Annotated in this window: 21 protein-coding genes; 13 read left to right on the top strand and 8 right to left on the bottom strand. The window is 70.1% G+C overall.

Annotation, left to right across the window (positions count from 1 at the left end):
* The first annotated feature begins 12 nt into the window (after positions 1–12).
* From ASF65_RS19640 to ASF65_RS19610, 7 genes are all read left to right on the top strand, one after another.
* Positions 13–813 carry an ABC transporter ATP-binding protein gene (locus ASF65_RS19640; RefSeq protein WP_055893225.1) on the top strand — a complete coding sequence of 267 codons (801 nt, stop codon included), beginning with the start codon at positions 13–15 and terminating at the stop codon, positions 811–813.
* A 78-nt stretch (positions 814–891) separates the two neighbouring features.
* Positions 892–3345, top strand: a complete 2454-nt coding sequence (gene nirB, locus ASF65_RS19635) for a nitrite reductase large subunit NirB (RefSeq protein ID WP_055893222.1) — start codon at positions 892–894, stop codon at positions 3343–3345.
* Positions 3342–3692, top strand: coding sequence for a nitrite reductase small subunit NirD (nirD, locus tag ASF65_RS19630; RefSeq protein WP_082505866.1), 351 nt, complete (start codon positions 3342–3344; stop codon positions 3690–3692). Before nirB ends, nirD begins: the two co-directional genes overlap by 4 nt.
* A gap of 10 nt (positions 3693–3702) precedes the next feature.
* Positions 3703–4146, top strand: a complete 444-nt coding sequence (gene cynS / locus ASF65_RS19625; protein WP_055893218.1) for a cyanase — start codon at positions 3703–3705, stop codon at positions 4144–4146.
* 1 nt (position 4147) lies between these two features.
* Positions 4148–6811 carry a nitrate reductase gene (locus ASF65_RS19620; RefSeq protein ID WP_055893216.1) on the top strand — a complete coding sequence of 888 codons (2664 nt, stop codon included), beginning with the start codon at positions 4148–4150 and terminating at the stop codon, positions 6809–6811.
* Positions 6780–8309 carry a siroheme synthase CysG gene (gene cysG, locus ASF65_RS19615; protein ID WP_055893214.1) on the top strand — a complete coding sequence of 510 codons (1530 nt, stop codon included), beginning with the start codon at positions 6780–6782 and terminating at the stop codon, positions 8307–8309. Before ASF65_RS19620 ends, cysG begins: the two co-directional genes overlap by 32 nt.
* Before the next feature lie 20 nt (positions 8310–8329).
* Entirely contained in the window at positions 8330–8968 is a 639-nt protein-coding gene (locus ASF65_RS19610) for a nucleoside triphosphate hydrolase (protein ID WP_055893212.1), read from the top strand.
* A gap of 11 nt (positions 8969–8979) precedes the next feature.
* Here the strand turns inward: ASF65_RS19610 and ASF65_RS19605 are convergent, their stop codons facing one another.
* Together ASF65_RS19605 and ASF65_RS19600 are read right to left on the bottom strand one after the other, a co-directional pair.
* The gene (locus ASF65_RS19605) at positions 8980–9906 is read right to left on the bottom strand and encodes an AEC family transporter (RefSeq protein WP_055893210.1); all 927 of its coding nucleotides are present in this window, start codon (positions 9904–9906) and stop codon (positions 8980–8982) included.
* 116 nt (positions 9907–10022) lie between these two features.
* Entirely contained in the window at positions 10023–11519 is a 1497-nt protein-coding gene (locus ASF65_RS19600) for a CoA-acylating methylmalonate-semialdehyde dehydrogenase (protein WP_055893207.1), read from the bottom strand.
* Positions 11520–11627: 108 nt separating this feature from the next.
* Here ASF65_RS19600 and ASF65_RS19595 point away from each other — a divergent pair, with 108 nt between their 5' ends.
* The 4 genes from ASF65_RS19595 to cysC all read left to right on the top strand — a co-directional run bounded on the left by ASF65_RS19595 (position 11628) and on the right by cysC (position 16160).
* On the top strand, positions 11628–12509 hold the full coding sequence (locus ASF65_RS19595) for a LysR family transcriptional regulator (protein ID WP_055893203.1): 882 nt from the start codon (positions 11628–11630) through the stop codon (positions 12507–12509).
* A 335-nt stretch (positions 12510–12844) separates the two neighbouring features.
* Entirely contained in the window at positions 12845–13534 is a 690-nt protein-coding gene (locus tag ASF65_RS19590) for an exopolysaccharide biosynthesis polyprenyl glycosylphosphotransferase (protein WP_055893201.1), read from the top strand.
* Positions 13535–13647: 113 nt separating this feature from the next.
* Positions 13648–14505 carry a 3'(2'),5'-bisphosphate nucleotidase CysQ gene (gene cysQ, locus ASF65_RS19585; protein WP_055893198.1) on the top strand — a complete coding sequence of 286 codons (858 nt, stop codon included), beginning with the start codon at positions 13648–13650 and terminating at the stop codon, positions 14503–14505.
* Between the two features lie 32 nt (positions 14506–14537).
* Positions 14538–16160, top strand: coding sequence for an adenylyl-sulfate kinase (gene cysC / locus ASF65_RS19580; RefSeq protein WP_055893195.1), 1623 nt, complete (start codon positions 14538–14540; stop codon positions 16158–16160).
* Between the two features lie 153 nt (positions 16161–16313).
* On the opposite strand, the gene ASF65_RS21605 is transcribed toward cysC, so the two are convergent.
* From ASF65_RS21605 to ASF65_RS21730, 3 genes are all read right to left on the bottom strand, one after another.
* Positions 16314–16475, bottom strand: a complete 162-nt coding sequence (locus tag ASF65_RS21605) for a hypothetical protein (RefSeq protein WP_156369399.1) — start codon at positions 16473–16475, stop codon at positions 16314–16316.
* A 75-nt stretch (positions 16476–16550) separates the two neighbouring features.
* Entirely contained in the window at positions 16551–17252 is a 702-nt protein-coding gene (gene trmD, locus ASF65_RS19575) for a tRNA (guanosine(37)-N1)-methyltransferase TrmD (RefSeq protein ID WP_055893193.1), read from the bottom strand.
* Between the two features lie 17 nt (positions 17253–17269).
* A complete protein-coding gene (locus tag ASF65_RS21730) occupies positions 17270–17572 on the bottom strand; it encodes a putative quinol monooxygenase (protein WP_055893190.1) in 303 nt (100 codons plus the stop codon).
* 202 nt (positions 17573–17774) lie between these two features.
* Between ASF65_RS21730 and ASF65_RS19565 the strand changes: the two genes are divergently transcribed.
* Entirely contained in the window at positions 17775–19154 is a 1380-nt protein-coding gene (locus ASF65_RS19565; RefSeq protein WP_162239510.1) for a polysaccharide biosynthesis/export family protein, read from the top strand.
* A 175-nt stretch (positions 19155–19329) separates the two neighbouring features.
* Here the strand turns inward: ASF65_RS19565 and ASF65_RS21600 are convergent, their stop codons facing one another.
* The 3 genes from ASF65_RS21600 to ASF65_RS19555 form a co-directional block, all read right to left on the bottom strand.
* Complete coding sequence (locus ASF65_RS21600; RefSeq protein WP_156369398.1) at positions 19330–19488, bottom strand: hypothetical protein; 159 nt, start codon at positions 19486–19488, stop codon at positions 19330–19332.
* A 128-nt stretch (positions 19489–19616) separates the two neighbouring features.
* Positions 19617–20207: a hypothetical protein gene (locus ASF65_RS19560; RefSeq protein WP_055893185.1), complete on the bottom strand. Its 591-nt coding sequence runs from the start codon at positions 20205–20207 to the stop codon at positions 19617–19619.
* Positions 20208–20237: 30 nt separating this feature from the next.
* Entirely contained in the window at positions 20238–21077 is an 840-nt protein-coding gene (locus ASF65_RS19555; RefSeq protein ID WP_055893182.1) for a PhzF family phenazine biosynthesis protein, read from the bottom strand.
* A gap of 246 nt (positions 21078–21323) precedes the next feature.
* On the opposite strand from ASF65_RS19555, the gene ASF65_RS19550 reads away from it, so the two are divergent.
* The gene (locus tag ASF65_RS19550; RefSeq protein ID WP_055893179.1) at positions 21324–23246 is read left to right on the top strand and encodes a methyl-accepting chemotaxis protein; all 1923 of its coding nucleotides are present in this window, start codon (positions 21324–21326) and stop codon (positions 23244–23246) included.
* Positions 23247–23263: the final 17 nt, after the last annotated feature.

Genomic DNA, 23263 nt, shown 5'->3' with positions numbered 1-23263 from the left:
CGGAGCGAACCCATGCAAGCCAAGCCGTTCCTGTCGATCGAAGGCGTCGACATGACCTTCAAGCGGGGCGCCGCCACCACCCAGGTCCTCAAGGGCATCGACCTGACGGTGGACAAGGGCGAGACCATCTCGATCATCGGCCATTCCGGCTGCGGCAAGTCCACGCTTCTCAACATCGTGGCGGGCCTGACGAAGGCTACCACCGGCGTCGTCCTCCTCGAGGACAAGGTCGTGGACCAGCCGGGCCCCGACCGGGGCGTCGTGTTCCAAAACCACTCGCTCCTGCCCTGGCTCACGGTCTACGAGAACGTCGCGCTCGCCGTGGACAAGGTGTTCGGCAAGACGAAATCGGCAGCTGAGCGCCGCGAATGGGTGATGCGCAACCTCGAGCTCGTCCACATGGGCCACGCCCGGGACAAGCGCCCGTCGGAGATCTCGGGCGGCATGAAGCAGCGCGTCGGCATCGCCCGCGCGCTCGCCATGGAGCCGAAGATCCTGCTGCTCGACGAGCCCTTCGGCGCGCTCGACGCGCTCACCCGCGCGCATCTCCAGGATCAGGTCATGCAGATCCAAGCCGACCTCGGCACCACGGTGATGATGATCACCCATGACGTGGACGAGGCCGTGCTCCTGTCGGATCGCATCGTGATGCTGACGAACGGCCCCTCGGCCAACATCGGCGAGATCCTCGCCGTGCCGCTCGCCCGGCCGCGCGACCGCATCAGGCTCGCGACGGACCCGACCTACCTCAAGTGTCGCCAGGCGGTGCTGCGGTTCCTCTACGAGCGCAACCGCTTCGTCGAAGCGGCCTGACGCCGGACTGACCGCCCGGCGCGCCACCGACGCCGCGCCGGACGCCCTTCTCAACCTTTCCGTTTCGGGATGAGACCCATGACCCAGAAACTCGTCGTCGTCGGCAACGGCATGGCCCCCGGCCGGATGCTGGAACACCTCTTCGAACTGGCGCCGGACGCCTTCGAGGTGACGATCTTCAATGCCGAACCCCGCGTGAACTACGATCGCATCATGCTCTCCCCCGTGCTGTCGGGCGAGAAGAGCTTCGAGGACATCGTGATCCACGGCGACGGCTGGTACGTCAGCCACGGCGTCACGCTCCACAAGGGCCACCGCGTCGTCGCGATCGACCGGGCGGCGAAGACCGTCACCTCGGATAAGGGCATCACGGCGCCCTACGACCACCTCGTCATCGCCACCGGCTCGACGCCGTTCATCCCGCCCGTCCCCGGCCACACCCTTCCCGGCGTCCTCGCCTATCGCGACCTCGACGATGTCGACGCGATGATCCTTGCCGCCCAGTCCCGCGCCAAGGCCGTCGTCATCGGCGGCGGCCTCCTCGGCCTCGAAGCCGCGGCGGGTCTGCGCGCGCAAGGACTGGAGGTCACGGTCCTCCACCTCATGCCGACGCTGATGGAGCGCCAGCTCGACCCCGCCGCCGGCTTCCTCCTCCAGCGCGCACTGGAGAAACGCGGCATCGAGGTGATCTGCAACGCCAACACGGAAGAGGTGCTCGGCACGACCCATGTCGAGGGCGTGAAGCTCAAGGACGGCCGCGTCATCCCCGCGAGCCTCGTCGTCATGGCCGTCGGCATCCGTCCGTCGGCGGGCCTTGCGAAGGACGCAGGGCTGGCGGTCGGGCGTGGCATCCATGTCGACGACCAGCTCGTCACCTCCGACGAGAGCATCTCGGCGCTCGGCGAATGCGTCGAGCTCGACGGGCGCGTCTACGGCCTCGTCGCCCCGCTCTACCAGATGGCGGAAGTCGCGGCGCGTCGCCTCGCCGGGCAGCCGGCGGAAGGCTTCCGCCATTCCGACACCCCAACGAAGCTGAAGGTCACCGGCATCAACCTCTATTCCGTCGGCGACTTCGCCGACGCGCCCGACCGCGAGGAGATCGTGCTGCGCGACGCCTCGGCCGGCGTCTACAAGCGCCTCGTCGTCAAGGACAACCGCATCCTCGGCGCCGTGCTCTACGGCGAGACGGCGGATGGCGGCTGGTTCGGCGACCTTCTGAAGAAGGGCACCGACATTGCCGAGATGCGCGACACGCTGATCTTCGGCCAGAGCTACCAGGGAGGGTCCCCGCTGGACCCTATGGCGGCCGTTGCAGCCTTGGGCGATGACGCTGAGATCTGCGGCTGCAACGGCGTCTGCAAGGGCAAGATCACGTCCACCATCACCACCAAGGGCCTGACGACGCTCGACGACGTGCGCGCCCACACCAAGGCGTCCGCCTCCTGCGGCTCGTGCACCGGCCTCGTCGAGCAGCTGATGAGCGTCACGCTCGGGAGCGCCTTCAACCCGAATGCCGTGAAGCCGATGTGCGGCTGCACCACGCTCGGCCACGGCGACGTCAGGCGGCTGATCAAGGCGAAGGGGCTGAAGAGCATCCCGGCGGTGATGCAGGAGCTGGAGTGGACGACCTCCTGCGGCTGCGCCAAGTGCCGCCCGGCGCTGAACTACTACCTCCTCGCCGACTGGCCGGGCGAGTACCAGGACGACAAGCAGTCGCGCTTCATCAACGAGCGCGTCCACGCCAACATCCAGAAGGACGGCACCTATTCCGTCGTGCCGCGTATGTGGGGCGGGATGACCTCGTCCGCCGAGCTTCGCGCCATCGCCGACGTCGTGGACAAGTTCGCCATTCCCGCCGTGAAATGCACCGGCGGCCAGCGCATCGACATGCTGGGCGTGAAGAAGGAAGACCTGCCCGCCGTCTGGGCCGACCTCAACGCCGCCGGCATGGTTTCAGGCGCCGCCTACGCCAAGGGCCTGCGCACGGTGAAGACCTGCGTCGGCACCGACTGGTGCCGCTTCGGGACGCAGGATTCTACCGGGCTCGGCATCCGGCTGGAGAAGTTCATGTGGGGCTCTTGGACCCCGGCCAAGCTGAAGATGGCCGTCTCCGGCTGCCCGCGCAACTGCGCCGAGGCGACCTGCAAGGACATCGGCGTGATCTGCGTCGACAGTGGCTACGACATCCACTTCGCGGGCGCCGCCGGCCTCGACATCCACGGCACGCAGGTCCTCTGCCATGTCGACACCGAGGACGAAGCGGTGGTGGTCATCGCGGCGCTGACCCAGCTCTATCGCGAGCAGGGCCACTATCTCGAGCGCATCTACAAGTGGCTGAAGCGCGTCGGCATGGACTCGATCCGGGCGGCGGTCGTCGACGACCTCGAGAAGCGCCAGGCCTATTTCGAGCGCTTCGTGTTCTCCCAGCAGTTCGCGCAGGTCGACCCCTGGGCCGAGCGCGCCTCGAAGGGCGTCGCCTCGCACGAGTTCAAACCCATGGCGGAGATCGGTTTCCGGGAGGCTGCGGAATGACGATGCAAGGCGCATGGGCGGCGATCGGCCGCCTCGACGACATCCCCCGCCGCGGCGCGCGCTGCGTGACCTCGCCGCTCGGCCGGATCGCCGTGTTCCGCACGATGGACGACAAGGTCTTCGCCACGGAAGACCGCTGCCCCCACAAGGGCGGGCCGCTCTCCCAAGGGATCGTCCACGGCGGCTCCGTCACCTGCCCGCTCCACTCGCAGGTGATCGCCCTCGACACCGGGCTGGTGCAGGGGCCGGACGAGGGCCGGGTGCGCACCTTTCCCGTTCGCGTCGGCGCGGACGGGGCGCTGGAAATCCTGCTGGAAGCCGAAGCCTTTCGAGAAGCCGCGGAATAGGAGACGCACCATGCTGTCGAAGAAGGACGTCACCGACCTCGTCTACGAGCGCAAGCGCCAGGCGGGCCTGTCCTGGGCCTCGATCGCGGAAGGGATCGGCATGAGCGAGGTCTTCACGACCTCCGCCTGCCTCGGCATGAACGCCCTGCCGCGCGACAAGGCCGACCTCCTCGTGACCAATCTCGGCCTGCCGCAGGAGGCGGCCGTCACGCTGGCCGAGTACCCGACCAAGGTCTGGGACCGCAGCGTTCCGACCGATCCCTGCATCTACCGCTTCTACGAGATCGTCGGCGTCTACGGCGACACGTTGAAGGAGCTCGTGCAGGAGAAGTGCGGCAACGGCATCATGAGCGCGATCGACTTCCACATGGAGGTCGAGAAGGTGCCGAACCCCAAGGGCGACCGGATCGAGGTGCGCATGAGCGGCAAGTACCTCGCCTACAACGCGTGGTGAGATGAACACGCTGGCGACCCCGGGCGCGACCCGCACCACCTGCCCCTACTGCGGCGTCGGCTGCGGTGTCGTCGCGACGCCCCGCCCCGACGGAACGGTGGCGATCGCAGGCGACGAGACGCATCCCGCCAACTTCGGTCGCCTCTGCTCCAAGGGCTCGGCTCTCGCCGAGACGCTGATTCCCGACCGCCGGCTGCTGCATCCGCAGATCGGGGGCGAGCGCGTATCCTGGGACGCCGCGCTCGACCTCGTGGCGGCGCGCTTCTCGCAGACGATCCGCGACCACGGGCCGGATTCGGTGGCGCTCTATGTCTCCGGTCAGATCCTGACCGAAGACTACTACGTCGCCAACAAGCTGATGAAGGGCTTCGTCGGCACGGCCAATATCGACACCAACTCGCGCCTCTGCATGGCCTCCTCGGTCGCCGGCCACAAACGAGCCTTCGGCTCCGACACCGTGCCCGGCACCTACGAGGATCTGGAGGAGGCCGATCTTCTGGTGCTGGTCGGCTCTAACCTCGCCTGGTGCCATCCGGTGCTGTTCCAGCGCATCCAGGCAGCGCGCGAGCGACGCCCGGAGATGCGCCTCGTCGCGATCGATCCGCGCGAGACGGCGAGCGCGCGGGAGGCCGATCTGCATCTGCCGATCCGCGCCGACGGCGACACGGCACTGTTCCTCGGCGCCTTGGCGGCCATCGAGGCGGCGGGGGCGATCGACCGCACCTACACGCAAGCGCACACGGAGGGCCTCGACGCCGCGCTGGAGGCCGCCCGACCCTTTGCCGATCTCGCGCGTCTCGCCGATGCGACCGGGCTCGACACGGACAGGCTCGCGGCCTTCCTCGACCTCTATGCGCGCACGCCGAGGACCGTCACCGTCTACAGCCAGGGCGTCAACCAGTCGGCGGGCGGCACCGACAAGGTGTCGGCCATTTTGAACTGCCACCTCGCGACGGCCCGGATCGGGCGCGCGGGCATGGGGCCGTTTTCCGTCACCGGCCAGCCCAACGCGATGGGCGGGCGCGAGGTCGGCGGGCTCGCCAACCAGCTTGCTGCGCATATGGATCTCGGCAACACGGCCCATGCCGATCTCGTGCGCCGGTTCTGGCAGGCGCCGACCGTGGCGCAGACGCCCGGCCTCAAGGCCGTGGACCTCTTCCAGGCGGTCTCCAACGGCCGGGTGCGCGCGCTGTGGATCATGGGGACCAATCCCGTCGATTCGCTTCCCCAAGCCGACGGCGTCGCCGAGGCGCTCCGCCGCTGCCCCTTCATCGTCGTCTCCGACGTCGTGACCGATACGGACACGATGCCGTTCGCCCATGTCGCCCTGCCATCCGCCGCCTGGGGCGAGAAGGACGGGACGGTGACGAATTCGGAGCGACGCATCTCGCGCCAGCGCGGCTTCCTCGCCCTGCCCGGAGACGCGCGGCCGGACTGGTGGCAGCTCGCCGAAGTCGCCAGACGCCTCGGCTTCGGCACCGCCTTCGACTATCCGAACGCCGCCGCGATCTTTCGCGAGCACGCCGCGCTCTCGGCGTTCGAGAACGCCGGCACGCGCGATTTCGACATCGGCGCCTTGGCCACGCTGGACGACGCCGCCTTCGAGACGTTGGCGCCCACGCAGTGGCCGCGCCCGGCGGACGGCGGGGCCTGCGCGCACTTCTTTGCGGACGGTCGCTTCTTCACGCCGAACGGCCGTGCCCGGCTCGCCGCCGTCGCCCCGGCCGAGCGGCCGGCCGTCACCTCGGCGCATCCCTTCGTCCTCAACACCGGCCGCATCCGCGACCAGTGGCATACGATGACGCGCACCGGGCGTTCGGCGCGCCTGTCGGCCCATCTCGCCGAGCCCTTCTGCGAGATCCATCCGGCGGACGCGATGCGGCTGGGCATTGCGGAGGCCGACCTCGTGGCGGTCTCGACCGACCACGGCTCCGCCACGCTGCGCGCCCTCCTCACGACACGCGTCGCACCCGGCACGCTCTTTGCCCCGATGCACTGGACCGGCCAGTTCTCGGGCACGGCCCGCATCAACGCTCTCGTTCCCGCCCGCACCGATCCCGCCTCCGGTCAGCCCGCCTCCAAGGCCGTGCCGGCCGCCGTCGAGCGCGTGTCCGCCGCGTGGTACGGCTTTGCCGTGTCGCGCCAGGAGCTGGCGACAGGCGATCTCCTCTACTGGGCGAAAGCCCGGGCACCCGGCGGCTGGCGCGTGGAACTCGCCGGCAACGGCCCCGCGCCCGAGCCCCATGCGCTTCTCGGTCTCGACCCCGCGAGCGACCTTCTCGACTATACCGACCGCGGCGGCGACCGGCGCCTTGCCGCCTTCGACGACGCCGGCCGGCTCCTCGCCGCGCTCTGGCTGTCGCCCGCGCCTGTCGCCGTCTCGCGCTCCTTCGCCGCATCGCTGCTCGACGCCCCCGCCTTCGAGCGTCAGGCGCGCGCCGGCATCCTCGCCGGACGCCCCGGCACCGAGCGGCCCGACCCAGGCGCGCTCGTCTGCTCTTGTTTCGGCGTCGGGGCCAACGACATCAGGCGGGCTGTGGGCGGCGGCTGCGCAAGCGTCGCGGCCGTAGGCCAGAGCTTGCGGGCGGGCACGAATTGTGGCTCCTGCAGAACCGAGATCCAGGGATTGATCGATGCGGAACGACGTGTCCTCGAGCCAAGCTGACACCGCGCCCGCCCGCCAGCGTCCGCAGCGCATGGGCGAGCTCGCGACCCTGCCCGTCTTCTTCGACCTCAAGGGCAAGCGCGTGGCGATGGCCGGCGGCTCGGACGGCGCCGCGTGGAAGGCCGAACTGCTGGCCGCCTCCGGCGCGAGCGTCGATCTCTACTGCCCCGCCGACGACCTCGGCGAGGAGATGCGCACCGTCCTCGCCCTCGACTTTCCCGACGGCGAGATCCGCCATCACGACCGCCCCTGGGCACTCGACGTCTTCGCCGCCGCCTCGCTCGCGGTCGCCGACTGCGAAAGCGAGACGGAAGCGCAGGCCTTCTTCTGCGCGGCGCGCGCCGCCGGCGTGCCGGTCAACGTCATCGACAAGCCGGCCTTCTGCCAGTTCCGCTTCGGCACGATCGTCAACCGCTCGCCCGTCGTCGTCGGCATCTCGACCGACGGCGCGGCGCCCATCCTCGGCCAGGCGATCCGCCGGCGCATCGAGACGCTGCTGCCCGCCACCCTCACCGGCTGGGCGAAGATGGCCGCGCGTGTGCGCGCCGAGGTGATGAACCGGCTCGCACCGGGCCCGTCCCGCCGCGCCTTCTGGGAGCGCTTTTCCGACGACGCCTTCACGCGCCGTGCGCCCGACGAGGCGGCCGAGCTGGAGGCTCGCGCCTTCGTGCGCGATCTCGCCAATCGCCCGCAGGCCGGCGGTCGGGTGACGCTGGTCGGCGCCGGCCCCGGCGACGCCGAGCTTCTGACGCTGAAGGCCGTGCGGGCCCTCCAGGCCGCCGACGTCATCCTCTTCGACGATCTCGTGTCCGACGACATCCTGGAGCTCGCCCGCCGCGAGGCCAAGCGCATGCTGGTCGGCAAGCGCGGCGGGCGCGAAAGCTGCCGGCAGGAAGACATCAACGCGATGATGGCGCAGTTCGCCCGCGCGGGTAAGCATGTCGTGCGGCTGAAGTCCGGCGACGTCTCGGTCTTCGGGCGCTCGGGCGAGGAAATCGCCGACCTACGGGCGCAGGGCATTCCCGTCGCGATCGTGCCGGGCATCACGGCGGCCTCGGCCATGGCCGGCGCCTTCGGCGTGTCGCTGACCCACCGCGACCGGGCGCAGGCCGTGCGCTTCGTCACCGCGCACAGCCAAAAGGGCGACCTGCCCGACGACATGGACTGGCGGGCGCTCGCCGACGACAACGCCACCACGATCTTCTACATGGGTGGGCGCATGGCGCGGCGCATCGCCGAGCAGCTCGTTGCCCACGGCCTGCCGCCGGAAACGCCGGTCGCCGTCGCCGCGGCGCTCACCCGGCCGGACGAGATCCGCGTGGTCGGACCGCTCGCCACGCTCGGGGACATCGTCGCGCGCGTCGGCATCGACCGCCCGATCCTGATCGGCGTCGGACGCGTGTTCGCCGATGTCGAACCGGCCGCCCTCCTCGGCTACGAGCCCGAGCGGCTCGATCCCTCTCGCCAAACCTCGCGCCTTCAGGCAAAGGCCGTCTGACCACTTCGGGGAGGACGGACATGGGCGAGCAGGTGACGCTGGCGGGACTGACGAACGCGCTTCTCAGCGAGGAGGGCGAGCGTCGCCGGATCGTCGCGATCGCCGGCGCGCCGGGGTCCGGCAAGTCCACCACGGCCGAACAGCTGAAGGACCGCCTCAACGCGCGCCGCGCGGGCGTCGCCGACGTCTTCCCAATGGACGGCTTCCACTACGACGACATGGTGCTGAACGCGCGCGGCCACCGCGCGCGCAAGGGCGCGCCGCACACGTTCGATCTCGACGGCTACCGCACGGCGCTGGAGCGCCTTCGCGCCGATGGCGGCCGCGAGGTCGCCGTGCCGGTCTTCGACCGCTCGATCGAGATCGCGCGCGCGGGCGGCCGCATCATCGAACCGTCGACGCGCATCGTGCTGACGGAGGGCAACTACCTCCTCCTCGACGAACCCGGCTGGCGCGACCTCGGCGACCTCTTCGACCTCACCGTGATGGTCGAGGCGAGCGAAGAGGTGCTGATCGGCCGGCTCACGGAGCGCTGGATGGGGTTCCAGCTCGATCCCGAAGCGATGGTCCGGCAGATGGAGGGCAACGACCTGCCCAACATGCGCCTCGTGCTGGCCAAGAGCCGGCCGGCCGACCTCGTGCTGCGCTCCGACGCTTAGCTGACGAGGGCTCAAGGCCCGGCGAGCCAGACCGCGACCGTGATCCAGATCGGCAGCGTGACCAGCGAGGCGACGGTGGTGGCGACCAGCGCGCCGCCCGATTCCGCCGTGCCCTCGCGATAGATCGCCGACAGGATCGTGCCGATAAAGCCCGCGGGGATCGCCATGGCGACGACGATCCGCGCCTCGATCGCCGGCGGCAGTGACAGGAGAAGGCAGAGCCCCAGCGCCAGCGCCGGGCGCAGGACGTTCGACAGCGCGACGGCGAGAAGGCTGGTGCGCGACAGGCGCAGGCGCTGCGTCGACAGGATCACCCCGGTCAGGAACAGGCCGACGCCGCCGGTCGCCTGCGCCAGGGGCTTCAGGACCGCGATGCCGAGCGCGGGAAATGGCACTTCGGCGAAGGCGATGAGGAAGCCGAGGGCCGGCAGGATCGTCATCGGCTTGACGAGGGCCGCACCGACGGCCCGGCCGATGTGGCCCCCGCCCTGCATCTCCAGCCGGACGAAGCAGTAGAGCGTGACGATCAGCGTGCCGACGAGGTTGATGACGGCCAGCGTCACCTCGGACCCCGGCCCTTCCAGGGCCTGGAACAGCCCGAGGCCGATGCCGCCGAGATTGGGGACGCCGATGGTCTGGGCGAAGAGCGCCGTCGTGATCGACGAAAGGCCCCAGCGCCGCGAGACGAGGAGCGTCAGCCCGAGAAGCGCCGAGAACGTCGCGACATAGGCGGCGGTCGGCGCGAGTTCGGCCGTGAGCAGGCTGCGCGGGGCCGTGACGATCGCCAGGAACAGCGCCGTCGGCAGCGCGAACTGCGCGACGAAGGCGCCGAGCATGCCGGTGGCATTCGCATCCACCCAGCGGCGGCGACCGGCCACGAAGCCGAGCCCGATCACGAAGAAGACCGGCGCGAGCGAGAAGAGAAGGATCTGGAACATCGGGCCGGGACAAAGCGATGAAGGGCCGGCGGAGCGACCGCCGACCCTTCTGGCATGCTTACGATTTCATGGCGAGGTTCTGCCCGCGCCTTCAGCGCATCACAGGTCCCGCGCCTTCAACGCATCACAGGCATCGAGAACTCGGCGCCCGACTTGATGCCGGACGGCCAGCGGCTCGTCACCGTCTTGGTGCGGGTCCAGAACTTGATCGAGTCCGGTCCGTGCTGGTTGAGGTCGCCGAAGGACGAGCGCTTCCAGCCGCCGAAGGAGTGGTAGGCGAGCGGCGTCGGGATCGGCACGTTGATGCCGATCATGCCGATCGGAACGCGGCTGGCGAAGTCGCGGGCCGCATCGCCGTCGCGCGTGTAGATCGCGACGCCGTTGCCGTATTCGTGCTGGGTCGGCAGGGCGAGCGCGGCCTCGTAGTCCTTGGCGCGCACCACAGACAGGACCGGCCCGAAGATCTCGGCCTTGTAGATCTCCATGTCGGGCGTGACGTGATCGAAGAGGCAGGAGCCGACGAAGAAACCGTCCTCGTAGCCCTGCATCCGGAACTGGCGCCCGTCGACGACGAGCTTGGCGCCCTCCCGGACGCCCGTCTCGACGAGGCCGAGGATCTTCTCCTGGCTCGCCTTGGTGACGACCGGGCCATAGTCGGCGCCGGCATCGGTGTAGGGGCCGATCTTCAGGGCCTCGACCTTCGGGATCAGCTTCTCGATCAGGGCGTTGGCGGTCTCCTCGCCCACCGGCACCGCCACCGAGATCGCCATGCAGCGCTCGCCAGCCGAGCCGTAGCCCGCGCCGATCAGCGCGTCCGCCGCCATGTCGAGGTCGGCGTCGGGCATAATGATCATGTGGTTTTTGGCGCCGCCGAACGTGTGGGCGCGCTTGCCACGCTTCGTCGCCTCGGCATAGACGTGGGCGGCGATCGGCGTCGAGCCGACGAAGGAGATCGCTCCGATCTCCGGATGCTCCAGCACCGCGTCGACCGCTTCCTTGTCGCCGTTGACGACCTGGAGGATGCCCTTCGGCAGGCCGGCCTCCATCATCAGCTCGGCCAGGCGCATCGGAACGGACGGGTCGCGCTCCGAGGGCTTCAGGATGAAGGCGTTGCCGCAGGCGATCGCCGGCGCGAACATCCACATCGGGATCATCGCGGGGAAGTTGAACGGCGTGATGCCGGCGCCGATGCCGACCGGCTGGCGGATCGAATACATGTCGATGCCCGGCCCCGCGCCTTCGGTGAACTCGCCCTTCATCAGGTGCGGAATGCCGATCACGAACTCGCAGACCTCGAGGCCGCGCACGATGTCGCCCTTGGAATCCTCGACCGTCTTGCCGTGCTCGGAGGACAGAAGCTCGGCCAGCTCCCGCATGTGGGCGTTGAGAAGTTCGACGAACTTGATGAAGACGCGGGCGCGGCGCTGCGGGTTGGTGGCGGCCCATTTCGGCTGGGCCTCGCGCGCCGCATCCACCGCGCGCTGCAGTTCGTCGCGGCTGGCGAGCGACAGACGCGCCGTCGCCTGGCCGGTCGCCGGGTTGAAGACGTCGGCAAAGCGCCCGCTGGCGCCCGCCACGCGCTGCCCGTCGATGAAGTGACCGATCTCGTTCATGCCGTCTCTCCCTTGTGTTGCCTGTTTGTGGCCGCCACCCGCCCTTGAACGCAAGGGGCGCGATCGTGCATCCATTGTGCGAAAATCGAAGTCTTGGGAGGTGTCGGGGTGAACTGGGACGACGTGCGCGTATTTCTGGCGGTGGCGCGCGCCGGGCAGATCCTGGCGGCCTCGCGGCGGCTTGGCCTCAACCACGCGACCGTCGGTCGTCGGCTCGACGCGCTGGAGGGCGCGCTCGGCACCCGCCTCTTCGAGCGGCGGCCGGGCGGCTGCGCGCTGACCGGCGAGGGCGAGGCCTTCCTGCCGGCGGCCGAGCGGATGGAGGCGGAGGCGCAGAACGCGCGGGCGCTGATCGGCGAGGCGGACCTCGCCCTCTCCGGCACCGTGCGGATCGGTGCGCCGGACGGGTTCGGCACGGCGTTCCTCGCCCCGCGCCTCGGGCCCCTGATGGAGCGCCATCCAGGCCTGACGCTGCAGCTCGTGCCGGTGCCGCGCGCCTTCTCGCTGTCGCGGCGCGAGGCCGACATCGCGATCACGGTGGAGCGGCCCGAGCAGGGGCGGCTCGTCGCCCGGCGTCTCGTGTCCTACAGCCTGCGCGCCTACGCCTCGACGGACTATCTCGACCGGGCGGGGCGGCCGCAAGGCGTCGGCGATCTCGCCGCCCATTCGCTCATCGGCTACGTCGACGACCTTCTCTACAGCGCCTCGCTGCAATACGCGGCCGAGTTCGCGCCGGGGTGGCAGAGCCGGATCGAGATCTCCTCGGCGCTCGGCCAGACGGAGGCCGTGGCGGCAGGTCTGGGCATCGGCATCCTGCACAGTTTCTCGGCCGCCGGGCGCACCGGCCTGGAGCGCGTCCTGCCCGAGCGGGAGCTTCGCCGAGAGTACTGGCTCGTCTACCACGAGAGCGCGCGCGATCTGTCGCGCGTGCAGGCCGTCGCCCGCTACATCGCCGAACTGGTCGATGCGGAACGCGCGATCTTCGCCTGACGCGCACGCGGTGCCGCGCGATCATATCGCAATGCAGCATGACGGAAACCGACAGGGCGGCTCGGCCGGACGGGCAAAAGTGTATCGAAGAGGGTGTGTCTCACGGATCGTTACAGGCTGGTTATAACGATTTATCTGCGGGTTTCCTGACGGTTCGATGAACCTGGAAGTTGTTGAAACCGCTTTCTCTCGCGGCTTCGGGGGGCCTCTCCCGTAACCTGTGCGCTCAGCGCAGGGCGGCCCTGCACTGTGCAGGTGCGAACGGAGCGTTGCCGGGAAGCCTCAACTCCTCTATAAGATGCTTACCGTTCTTTAAAGAACCCGACGGGAATCCGATGGCAAAGATCACCACGTTGGCGACCACCACCAGCGACGTCACTCGACAACCTGCAGCGGTCGATCTTTCCCGCCCGGTCGGCGGATCGCTGAAGCGGGCCGTTGACCTCACGCTGACCCTTGGCGCCCTCCTCGTCCTCAGCCCCTTGATGCTGATCATCATCGCCGCGATGAAGATCAGCGACCCCGGCCCGGTCTTCTTCGGCCACAAGCGGGTCGGCTTCGACGGCCGCCACTTCCGCTGCTACAAGTTCCGCTCGATGGCCACCAATTCGGCCGAGCTTCTGCAGCGCCTGCTGCAGACCGACCCGGCCGCTCGCGCCGAATGGGAAGCCACGCAGAAGCTGCGCAACGACCCGCGCGTCACCCGCCTCGGCCGCTTCCTGCGCGAGACCAGCCTCGACGAACTGCCGCAGCTCTTCAACGTGCTGCGCGGCGAGATGAGCCTGATCGGCCCGCGCCCGATCGTCGACGAGGAGGTGCACCGCTACACGCATCGCTTCGAGGCCTACAAGCGCACCCGTCCGGGCGTCACCGGCATGTGGCAGGTCAATGGGCGGTCGAACACGAGCTACGCCTCGCGCGTCAAGTTCGACACCTACTACGTCCGCCACTGGTCGCTGTGGCTCGACATCCAGATCCTCGTCAAGACCGTCAAGGTCGTGATGAAACGCGAAGGCAGCTGCTGATCGCAGCGGCTTCAGACTCAGCTGAAAGGGGAAGGTCTTTTAAGGACCTTCCCCTTTTTTGTCGTGGCGACGCCGCTTTATCGCCGACGCGCTTCGTGCGAAGGACTGCGGGCATGACGCACCGTCCCACCGTCTCGTCCGCCCGGCCGCCGCTCGACCTCGATGCGCTTCTCGAGCCGCTGTGCGCCCTCGCGCTGGAGGCCGGCGCCTGCATCCTGCGGCACTACCGGCCGGACGTCGCAGTGGTGACGAAGGGCGATGGCTCGCCCGTCACGCAGGCCGACGGCGAGGCCGAAGCGATCATCCTCGAAGGACTGGCGCGGCTCGCGCCCGACATTCCCGTCGTGGCGGAAGAGGAAGCCGCGGCCGGGCGGTGCCCGGACGCCAGCGCCCGATTCTTCCTGGTCGATCCCCTGGACGGGACGCGCGAGTTCATCACCGGCAACGGCGAGTTCACCGTCAACATCGCCCTCATCGAGAGCGGCGTTCCGGTCCTCGGCGTCGTCTACGCTCCGGCGCTCGGGCGTCTCTTTGCCGGAGGCCCAGAGGGCGCCTGGTGCCGCAACGGCGAGGACGGCCGCGATCCGATGCGTGTGCGCGCGGCGCCCGGCCCGCTCACCGTCGTCGGCTCGCGCAGTCACGGCTCGGCCGAAACCGCCGACTTCCTCGAACGGCTGCCGGTCGCCGGTTTTGCCGCCTGCGGCTCGTCGTTGAAATTCTGCATGCTCGCGGCGGGCGAGGCCGACTTCTACCCCCGCTTCGGCCGAACGATGGAATGGGATACGGCGGCGGGCGACGCGATCCTGCGGGCGGCAGGCGGGTGCGTGACGACCTGCGACGGGCAGCCGCTGCGCTACGGCAAGCGACAGCAGGCGCACGACGCCGATTTCGCCAACCCGCACTTCCTCGCCTTCGGCGATCCCGCCATCCTGCCGCGCGCCTGCCCCGACGCCGCATCCCCGGCTTCGTGATCCGCCGCCCCAGTCTCCGGAAGACCCGTCGCATGGCTTCACACGATCCCGGCGCGCCCGGCCCGCTCCGCCTCCTCGTCTGCGGCCCCGCTGCGGGGACCGACCTCGGGCTGCCGTTTTCGGCGGCCGACGGCCGGCCGCTTGCGGTCGTCGACCTGAGGGGACACGAGGATTTCGGCGCGCTGGCGCTCACCGCCGCCCGATGCGACGCCGCCGTCGCCGTGACCGACGCCGATCATGGTCTCGATGACAGCTTGCGACGCACTCTCGAGGTCGTGCGGCTGGCTGGGCTGCGCCAATTGCAGCTCCTCGTCGATGGCGAGCCCTCCGCAGGCTTGTCCGAGAAGTTTGCAGAGATGTCGGGTGCCCTCGATTTCGACGCCTCCTCGTCGACGGCGTCCGCGCGCGACGCATCTGCGGGGCTGGGCACCTGGCTGTCCGGCCTGTCGTCGATCGACCCCGCAGCCGACGGGCCGCTCCGCTTTGTCGTCTCGCAGACGCCGTCCCCGGAGATGATGTCCGGTCTTGTGCTCTTGGGCGCCGCGCGCACCGGCGACAGGATCGCTTCGGTCGAGACGGGTCGCGCCAGCGCGATCGCGGCCGTCGAGGCGGACGGCAGGGACCGGGCGCGGGCGGTCGCAGGCGAGACCGTCACGCTTCGACTGGAGGGCTCGGTCGGCGCTGTCGCAGGCGACGTTCTTGCGGCGGCAGGCGACCGGCCGGAAACCTGCGACCAGTTCGCCGCCGACCTCCTGTGGCTCGGCCCGGAGCCGCTTTTGCCCGGCCGCGCCTATCGCATCGAGATCGGCACGCGGCAGGTCGCGGGCAGCGTGACCCGCATCAAGCACCGGATCGCCGGTCCCGGCGCGCCGCCGGTTGCGGCCGGCACGCTTCGCGCGGGCGATCGCGGCCGTGTGAACCTGTCGCTGGCGCAGCCCGTCGCCTTCGAGCCGTTCCGCCGCAACCGGGCGCTCGGCACCTTGGCCGTCGTGGATGCGCAGAGCGGCCGTGCGACGGGCGTCGGCACGATCGATTTCGCCCTGCGCCGCGCGGCCAACATCCACCGGCAGGCGGTCGACGTGAGCAAGGCCGCGCGCGCCGCCGCCAAGGCGCAGCGCCCGGCGCTCCTCTGGTTCACCGGCCTGTCCGGTGCCGGCAAGTCGACCATCGCCAACCTCGTGGAGAAGCGCCTCTTCGCGCTCGGCCACCACACCTATCTCCTCGACGGCGACAACGTGCGCCACGGGCTGAACCGCGACCTCGGCTTCACCGCGGCCGACCGGGTGGAGAACATCCGGCGCGTCGCCGAGACCGCCAAGCTCATGGTGGACGCCGGGCTGATCACGCTCGCCTCGTTCATCTCGCCGTTTCGGGCCGAGCGGCAGCTGGCGCGCGATCTCCTCGCCGAGGGCGAATTCGTCGAGGTCTTCGTGGATGCGCCGCTCGGCGTCGTGGAAGCGCGCGATCCGAAGGGGCTTTATGCCCAGGCGCGCGCCGGTCGCATCCCGAACTTCACCGGCATCGACAGCCCCTACGAGGCCCCGGCCGCGCCGGAACTGCACCTCGAGACCCATCGCCGCTCCGCCGACGAACTCGCGGACGAGGTCGTCGTCTATCTCGATCGGGCGGGCTTTCTCGATGCGGGCGACCGCTAGAGCGGTGTCCGACCGGGTGGGATGGTCGGCACGAGGGTGATGTCGCCTCGTGGCAAGACGCGGATGGAGCGATGCCGTCGTCTTGCGACCGACGGGCAACGCCGGCGCGGGGCGGGCGTCCGAAGAACGACCGTTCGGCGCGGTCGGAACGCGCTAGACCAGCAACGCGACGTTGACGACGGCGAGCCACAGGATGGCCGACAGCGCGAGCCCGACGGCCAGGCCCCGCGCCGGGCGCAGGACATCCGGGCATTCCACGTAGGCCTTGGCCGCGGCGCGCCGGAGGAGAGCGGCAAGTTCCAGCGATCCCGTCATGGATGAAGCCCTTCGCTCGATGCCGGTCGGTGCAAGGTTAACGGATCGCGCCGCGCCTGTCGCCTAAACTCGCGTTCAGGATGTCGTCGATCCGCGCCGCGCCCAAAGGTCGGGACGACGCTGCGCCGTCAGCCGCTCGGCCGCTTCGCGGCGCCAGCGTGCCACCGCGCCATGATGGCCGGAAGCCAATACCGCCGGGATCTCCCGTCCCTCCCACACCGCGGGGCGCGTGTAATGGGGGTGCTCCAGGAGCCCGTCCTCGAAGCTCTCGGTCTGGCCGGACTGGGCATTGCCCATGACACCGGGCAGCAGGCGCACCACGGCGTCCAGGAGAACCAGCGCCGCCATCTCGCCGCCGGACAGGATGTAGTCGCCGATCGAGACCTCTTCGAGCGCCCGCGCCTCGATCACCCGCTCGTCCACGCCCTCGAACCGGCCGCAGACGATCACGGCGCCCGGCCCCGCCGCGATCTCGCGCACGCGCGCCTGGTCGAGCGGGCGCCCGCGCGGGCTCATCAGGAGGCGAGGCCGCTCGTCGCCCGCGGGCGACGCCGCGTCGATCGCCTCGGCGAGGACGTCGGGCCGCAGCACCATGCCGGGCGATCCGCCGGCCGGCGTGTCGTCCACGGTGCGATGCCGTCCGATCCCGTGGTCGCGGATCTGGCGCGCCTCCAGCCGCCAGTCGCCGCGCTCCAGCGCACGACCGGCGAGCGAAACGCCCAAGGGGCCGGGAAACATCTCGGGATAGAGCGTCAGGACGCTGGCGTGAAACGGCATCGCGGGGATCGCTCTGGTCAGGCGAAGGGCTCGACCGAGGCCGTTTCGATCAGCTTCAGCTGCAGTTCCCGGACCTCGACGGTCTTCAGCGCATCGCGCCACACGGTCATGTGCGCCGCCTTGCCGTGGGCGTCGAGCGCCTCGCGGCTTTCCCATTCCTCGTAGATGCGGATGAGGCCGGGCTCGCGAAGGTCCTCGGCGAAGGCGTAGACGATGCAGCCGGCCTCGGCGTTGGTCGTCGCGACGGTCGCGCGCGCGACCTCGCGAACGGCGGCAAGGCCCTCGGGCGTCAGTCTCAAGATCCCGGCAACGACGATCATCGGCTCGCATCCCTCCAGCGCGGCCGTCGGTCGGCCCGCGTTCCCGTCTGGCCTATCGCGTGCGCCGGTCGCGCGCAACGCGACGTTCGCCGGACGACCACGGGCGCGCGGAATGACGCGCTGCAGCATCGTTCTTGACGTCGCTCCACCGGAGACGGCAAAGATAAGGATGTTGCCGCCTAACGGACAGAGGATGTCGCGCATGCCTTGGATCGCTTGCCGCCTGTCCACCCTCGGCGCAGCCCTATTCGCAGGACTGGTCGTCGCCGCCCCTGTCGCTGAGGCCGGCGAGCCGTACAGGCTGCAGGTCGGCGATACGATCGACTTCTCGATCCTCGGAACGCTTCCCGTGGCGCGCAAGATCATGATCGACCAGGATGGCACGATCAGCATCCCGCTCGGCGGCCGCTTTCCCGCCGCCGGCCTGACGATCGAGGCCCTGCGCGAGAGCGTCGCACAGCGCCTGCGAACCGTGTCCTATCCCGCCGGCGTCGACGCGCAGGGCGCGGCCGTCTGGAGCGTGATCTATCCGGAAGGCGTCCTTCTCGACATCGGCGAGTTCCGCCCCGTCTACGTCTCGGGCGACGTCCTGACCCCGAGCGCCCAGCCGTTCCGCGCGGGCCTCACGGTGGCGCAGGTCGTGGCGGTCGTCGGCGGCCCGAGCGTGTCGCGCTCGCGCCAGGACCATTCGCTGGATAGCGCAGCGCTCGGCGAGGAGGAGACCGAAACCTTCTCCGCACTGTTCCAGGCGCGCCTCCAGGTGGCGCGGCTGGAGGCGGACCTGGCGGGACCGGGCGAGCCGGACCTTGCCGCGGTTCCGGCGGACGGGATCGAGCCGGCGCTGGCGGAGCGGTTCCGCACGTTGGTGCGCGAGCAGCTGGCCGCCCGCCGCGACGACCGCGAAAAGACGCGCGACAACCTCCGCACGAGCATCGCCGGGTCCGTCGCGCGCCTCGGTTTCCTCCGGCAGACGCAGCGCAATCTCGAGGACGAGACGCGCAACTACGACGACGAGATCAAGCGGGTCGAGGAACTCCTACAGAAGGGACTGACGCCGATCGACCGGCTGCGGGCGGCGCAGCGCGGCGCGCTTCTCGTCTCGACGCGCTCGCTCGACACGCTGTCGGCGATCAGTCAGGTCGAGCGCGACGTGACCGACCTCCAGCGCGAGCTCGTGAAGCTCGACGACACGGCGCGGATAGACAATCTGGCGGCGCTCCAGGTCGCCTCGGCCGGGGTGAACCAGGCCGAAGCCCGCATCGCGGGCCTGCGCGACAAGGCGCGCATCGTCTCGGGGGTGGGCGACGAGCCGGAGGCGATCCGTTACTTCATCACCCGCGCGACGGACGGAACGTCCACCCGGCGGGAGGCCGAGGCGAGCGCGGTGCTGCAGCCGGGCGACCTCGTCGACGTCGTGCTGATGGAACCCGCAAGCCAGCCGGCCCCCGTCACGCGCACGGTCGCGCTGGCGAGCCCCGCCGTTTCGAGCCTCCATGCACCGGATTCTCTCGCCGAGACAGCGGCGATGCCGGCGCCGGCGGCGTCGGGCCGCGTGCCGACACCGACGCCGGCCCTTCGCTAGGGCGTTGTCCGACCAGGTCGGATGGTCGGCACGACAGTGAATTCGCCTCGTGGCACGGCGCGAGGATCGAGCGATGCCGCCGCCTCGCGACCGAGGGGCAAAGCCGAAGCGGAGCGGGCGTGCGAAGGACGATGACGACCGTTCGACCCGGTCGAAGGACGGTCCGCAGCGGCGATCAGCCGAAGATCAGGGCGCCGATGCCGGTCCAGATCACCGCGGACAGGCCGAGACCGAGCATGATGCCGCGCGCGGGTTTCAGCGCCTCGGGGGCCGGGGCGACGGCCGCGCGCTGACGACGGCGGGACGGGTTGGCCGACAGGACGGAAGCGGACATGGCGAGTTCCCCGATGGATCTGACGCCAGAATGGCTGGCCACCGGCTAACGCATCCCGTCAGAAATCCGTCGAATTCGATGCAAACCCCGTTTTTCAAAGGCTCGCGAGCCGGAAACGGCCAGGGCGGTCAGCCGCCGTCCGGCCGCATCGTACCGAACCAGGCCGAGAGGATCGCGCGCGCCGGCTCCGACACGGCGCCGGCCAGGACCGGCTCGTCGCGGCCGCAGCGAAACAGCGGCGCGCGGCGGTCGGCGAAGGCGATGGCCCGCTCGAGGCCGGAACCCGTGGGACCCGCGACGTCCTGCGCCGCGCCCGCGACGCAGCCGGGACTTCCGTCCGTCGGAACCTTGACGACGACGAGGAGATCGGGCGCCGCGGCCACGGCGTCCGGAAAACGGTAGCGCAGGACCGCGGCGAACGGCCGGGCGCCCTCGAGCCGCCAGGTGACGGAACGCCCGAGGCGGCCGCCGGCGGGCGGTGGCGGCAGGAAGTCCACGGGCTTTGCGAGCGCCACCTCGCGCGCCGTCTCGGGTCCGCGCAGGAACACGTCGGTTCCGACGAGACCGGAGCAGCGGAGCGGAGCCCCCTCGCCGGCGCCGCCCTCGATGGGCTGGCAAAGGCTCGGGATAAGCGGCGAGACCGCTCCGGTGATCGCGGATGCCGGCGCGGCGGCCGGTTGGCCGGTGAGGACGCCGAGAACGAGAAACAGGGGATGCATCGACGGTTCTCCCGCTCGATCCTCAATCACTCACAGTTCGAGCATGCCTTCGATCAGGATCGTCACGGCACCCCCGATGAGGACGCACCCCGCCCCGCCCGCGCGCACGTGGACGCGCCCGAGACGGCCGATCGCCGTCCCCTGCGCTGCCGTGTATCGATCCGGCAGGCGGCCTTCGGCTTCCAGCCAGCGCGCCAGCGCCGCATTGAGCGAGCCGGTGATCGGATCTTCCTTGATGCCATGCCAGACGGTGAGCATGCGCACCTCGACGTCGGCATCCCCGCCGGGCGCATGGGCGCCGATCAGGCCGATGCGGCGTTCGATCGGGAAGCTCGCACCGCGTGCGTCGGCGGCAAGCACGGCCTCAGCGCTCTCCAGTTCGATCGCGTCCCAGGTCGGTCCGTTGTCGAGCCGGACGGCCCGGCGGACGGCGTCGGACGGAATGCGCAGCGCCGCCAGCGTCTCGGCGAGGCGCTCGGGCTCCATCGGCTGGATGCGGGTCGGCGGCGCGACGAAGGCCGGCACCGACCCGCCGCGGTCGATCTCGACGATGCCGATCGCGCATTCCTGGCGCACCAGCACGGCGTCGCGCGGTGTGCCGCCGGCATGGAGCCATGCGGCGCAGCTGCCGAGCGTCGGGTGCCCGGCGAAAGGCAATTCGCCCGTGGTGGTGAAGATGCGCACGCGGTAGTCGGCCACATGCGGGTCGGTCGGCGGCAGCAGGAACGTCGTCTCGGCGAGGTTGGTCCACGCGGCGAACCGCTGCATGGCGTCGTCGTCGAGCCCCGCCCCGTCGAGCACGACGGCCAGCCCGTTGCCGCGGGTCGCAACGTCCGAAAAGACATCGCACTGAATGAACCGACGGCGCATGGCTTGGCCCTCCCCTTCGTCTCGCCCGTTCCGGCTTATGCGCCGTGCCGGGGGCGTCGTCCAGCCGAGCCCGCGTGCAGCAACTCGACCTCGCTGGCGGCATCCACCATTGCTCCTCGCATGACGCCAGGATGATCAGCCGTGACAAGATCGATCGCGCACCAGCAATACTAATGCAGACAGAGTATTAAGGCGGCGGTGCGATCCTGCCCCTCCAAGAAGATCAAAGGGGGAAGCGTCCGCACCATGCGTCTTACGATTTCGCGCAAGCTCGCCATGCTCATCGCGCTCGCCGCGATGGGCAGTCTCGCCGTGATGGCGGTCCAGCTCATGGAACTGCGATCGACGATCTGGGCCGACCGCGAGCACATGCTGCAGATGCAGGTCGAGGCGGCCGTTTCGGTGATGAAGCACTTCGCCGAGGAGGCGGACGCGGGACGCTTGACGCAGGACCAGGCGCAGACCGCCGCTCGCGAAGCCGTGCGCAACGCGCGCTACGGCAAGGGCGAATATGTCTTCGCCTTCCTGCCGGACGGCACGCGCGTCATCCACGGCGACCAGAAGCTGGAGGGCAAGAGCGGCTGGGACGAGCGCGACAGCAACGGCCTCTACCACATCCGGGCGTTGATCGCGAACGCGGCGAACGGCGGCGGCTTCACCAGCTACTATCGCACCCGCGTCGGCGAGGACGTGGCGCAGCCCAAGCTCTCCTTCACCACCCAGTTCGCGCCCTGGAACTGGACGGTCGGAACCGGCGTCTACGTCGACGACCTCGAGACGCTGTTCCGCTCCTCGCTCTACAAGGCGGCCGGCTGGAGCGCGGTGATCCTCGCCGCGCTGTGCGGGGCGGCCTTCGCCATCGCCGGCTCGATCTCGAAGCCCGTGATCCGCCTCACGGCCGACATGCGGCGTCTGGCCGAAGGCGACAAGTCCGTCGAGGTCTCGGGCCTCGGACGCCGCGACGAGATCGGCGCCATGGCCGAGACGGTGCAGGTGTTCAAGACCGCCGCGATCGCGAAGGAGCGTCTGGAGGCCGAGGCCGAAGCCTCGCGCATGGCGCAGGCATCGACCCGCGAACGCCAGGCGGCGATCGACAGCGCCCGCGCCGAGGACCTGCGCGCCTTCGTCCACCTCGTCGAGACCAGCTTCGAACGCCTCGCGTCAGGCGACCTGACGGTGCGCATGGACGCGGGCGTCGCGCCCGAGTTCGAGCCGATCCGCCAGACCTTCAACGCCTCCGTCGATTCGCTGGAGACGGCGATCGGCGCGGTGGTCGGCGCGATCGGGACGATCCGCCTCGGCCTCGGCGAGATTTCCAACGCGTCCAACGATCTCGCCCAGCGCACCGAGCAGCAGGCCGCCAATCTCGAGGAGACCGTCGCGGCGCTCGGTGAGGTGACGCGTGCGGTCAACGGCACCGCCGAGGGCGCCTCCAAGGCGCAAGGATCGGCCGCCGCCACGCAGAAGAACGCCGAGGCCGGCGGCGCGGTCGTGGCGCGCGCGATGGCCGCCATGGCGGAGATCGAGGATTCCTCCGGCAAGATCAGCCGCATCATCGGCGTGATCGACGAGATCGCCTTCCAGACCAACCTTCTGGCGCTCAATGCCGGCGTCGAGGCGGCGCGAGCCGGCGAGGCGGGACGCGGGTTCGCGGTGGTGGCGCAGGAAGTGCGCGGACTCGCCCAGCGCTCGGCCGAGGCCGCCAAGGAGATCAAGACGCTGATCTCGGCCTCGGGCACCCAGGTCGATGCGGGCGTCGAGCTCGTCACCGCCTCCGGGCGCAGCCTCGAGCAGATCATGGGCGAGGTCGCCGACATGAACCGGATCGTCGGCCAGATCGCGGGTTCGGCCCGCGAGCAGGCAGTGGCGCTGCGCGAAGTGTCGACCGCCGCCGACCAGATGGACAAGGTCACGCAGCAGAACGCGGCGATGGTCGAGGAGACGACGGCCGCCGCGCAGGCGCTCTCGGCCGAGACCGAGCAGCTCGCCGCCCTTACCCGCCGCTTCCGCACCCGTGCCGGGGGCCTCGCCGCCGAGGCGGCGCCCGCGCGCGCTCCGCATCGCCCGGTCCCGGCGACCTCGCGGCCGGTGGCCCAGATGCGAAGCGTCGCTCAGGCGAAGGCAAGCTCCCATGCCGCAGCGGCCGAGGACAACTGGGAAGAGTTCTGAGACCGCTCGTCCGCCGC

Source organism: Aureimonas sp. Leaf324, assembly GCF_001423245.1.
GTDB lineage: Bacteria > Pseudomonadota > Alphaproteobacteria > Rhizobiales > Rhizobiaceae > Aureimonas.
The sequence above is the reverse complement of the archived record's forward strand: the minus strand, read 5'-3'. Positions and strand labels throughout refer to the sequence as shown.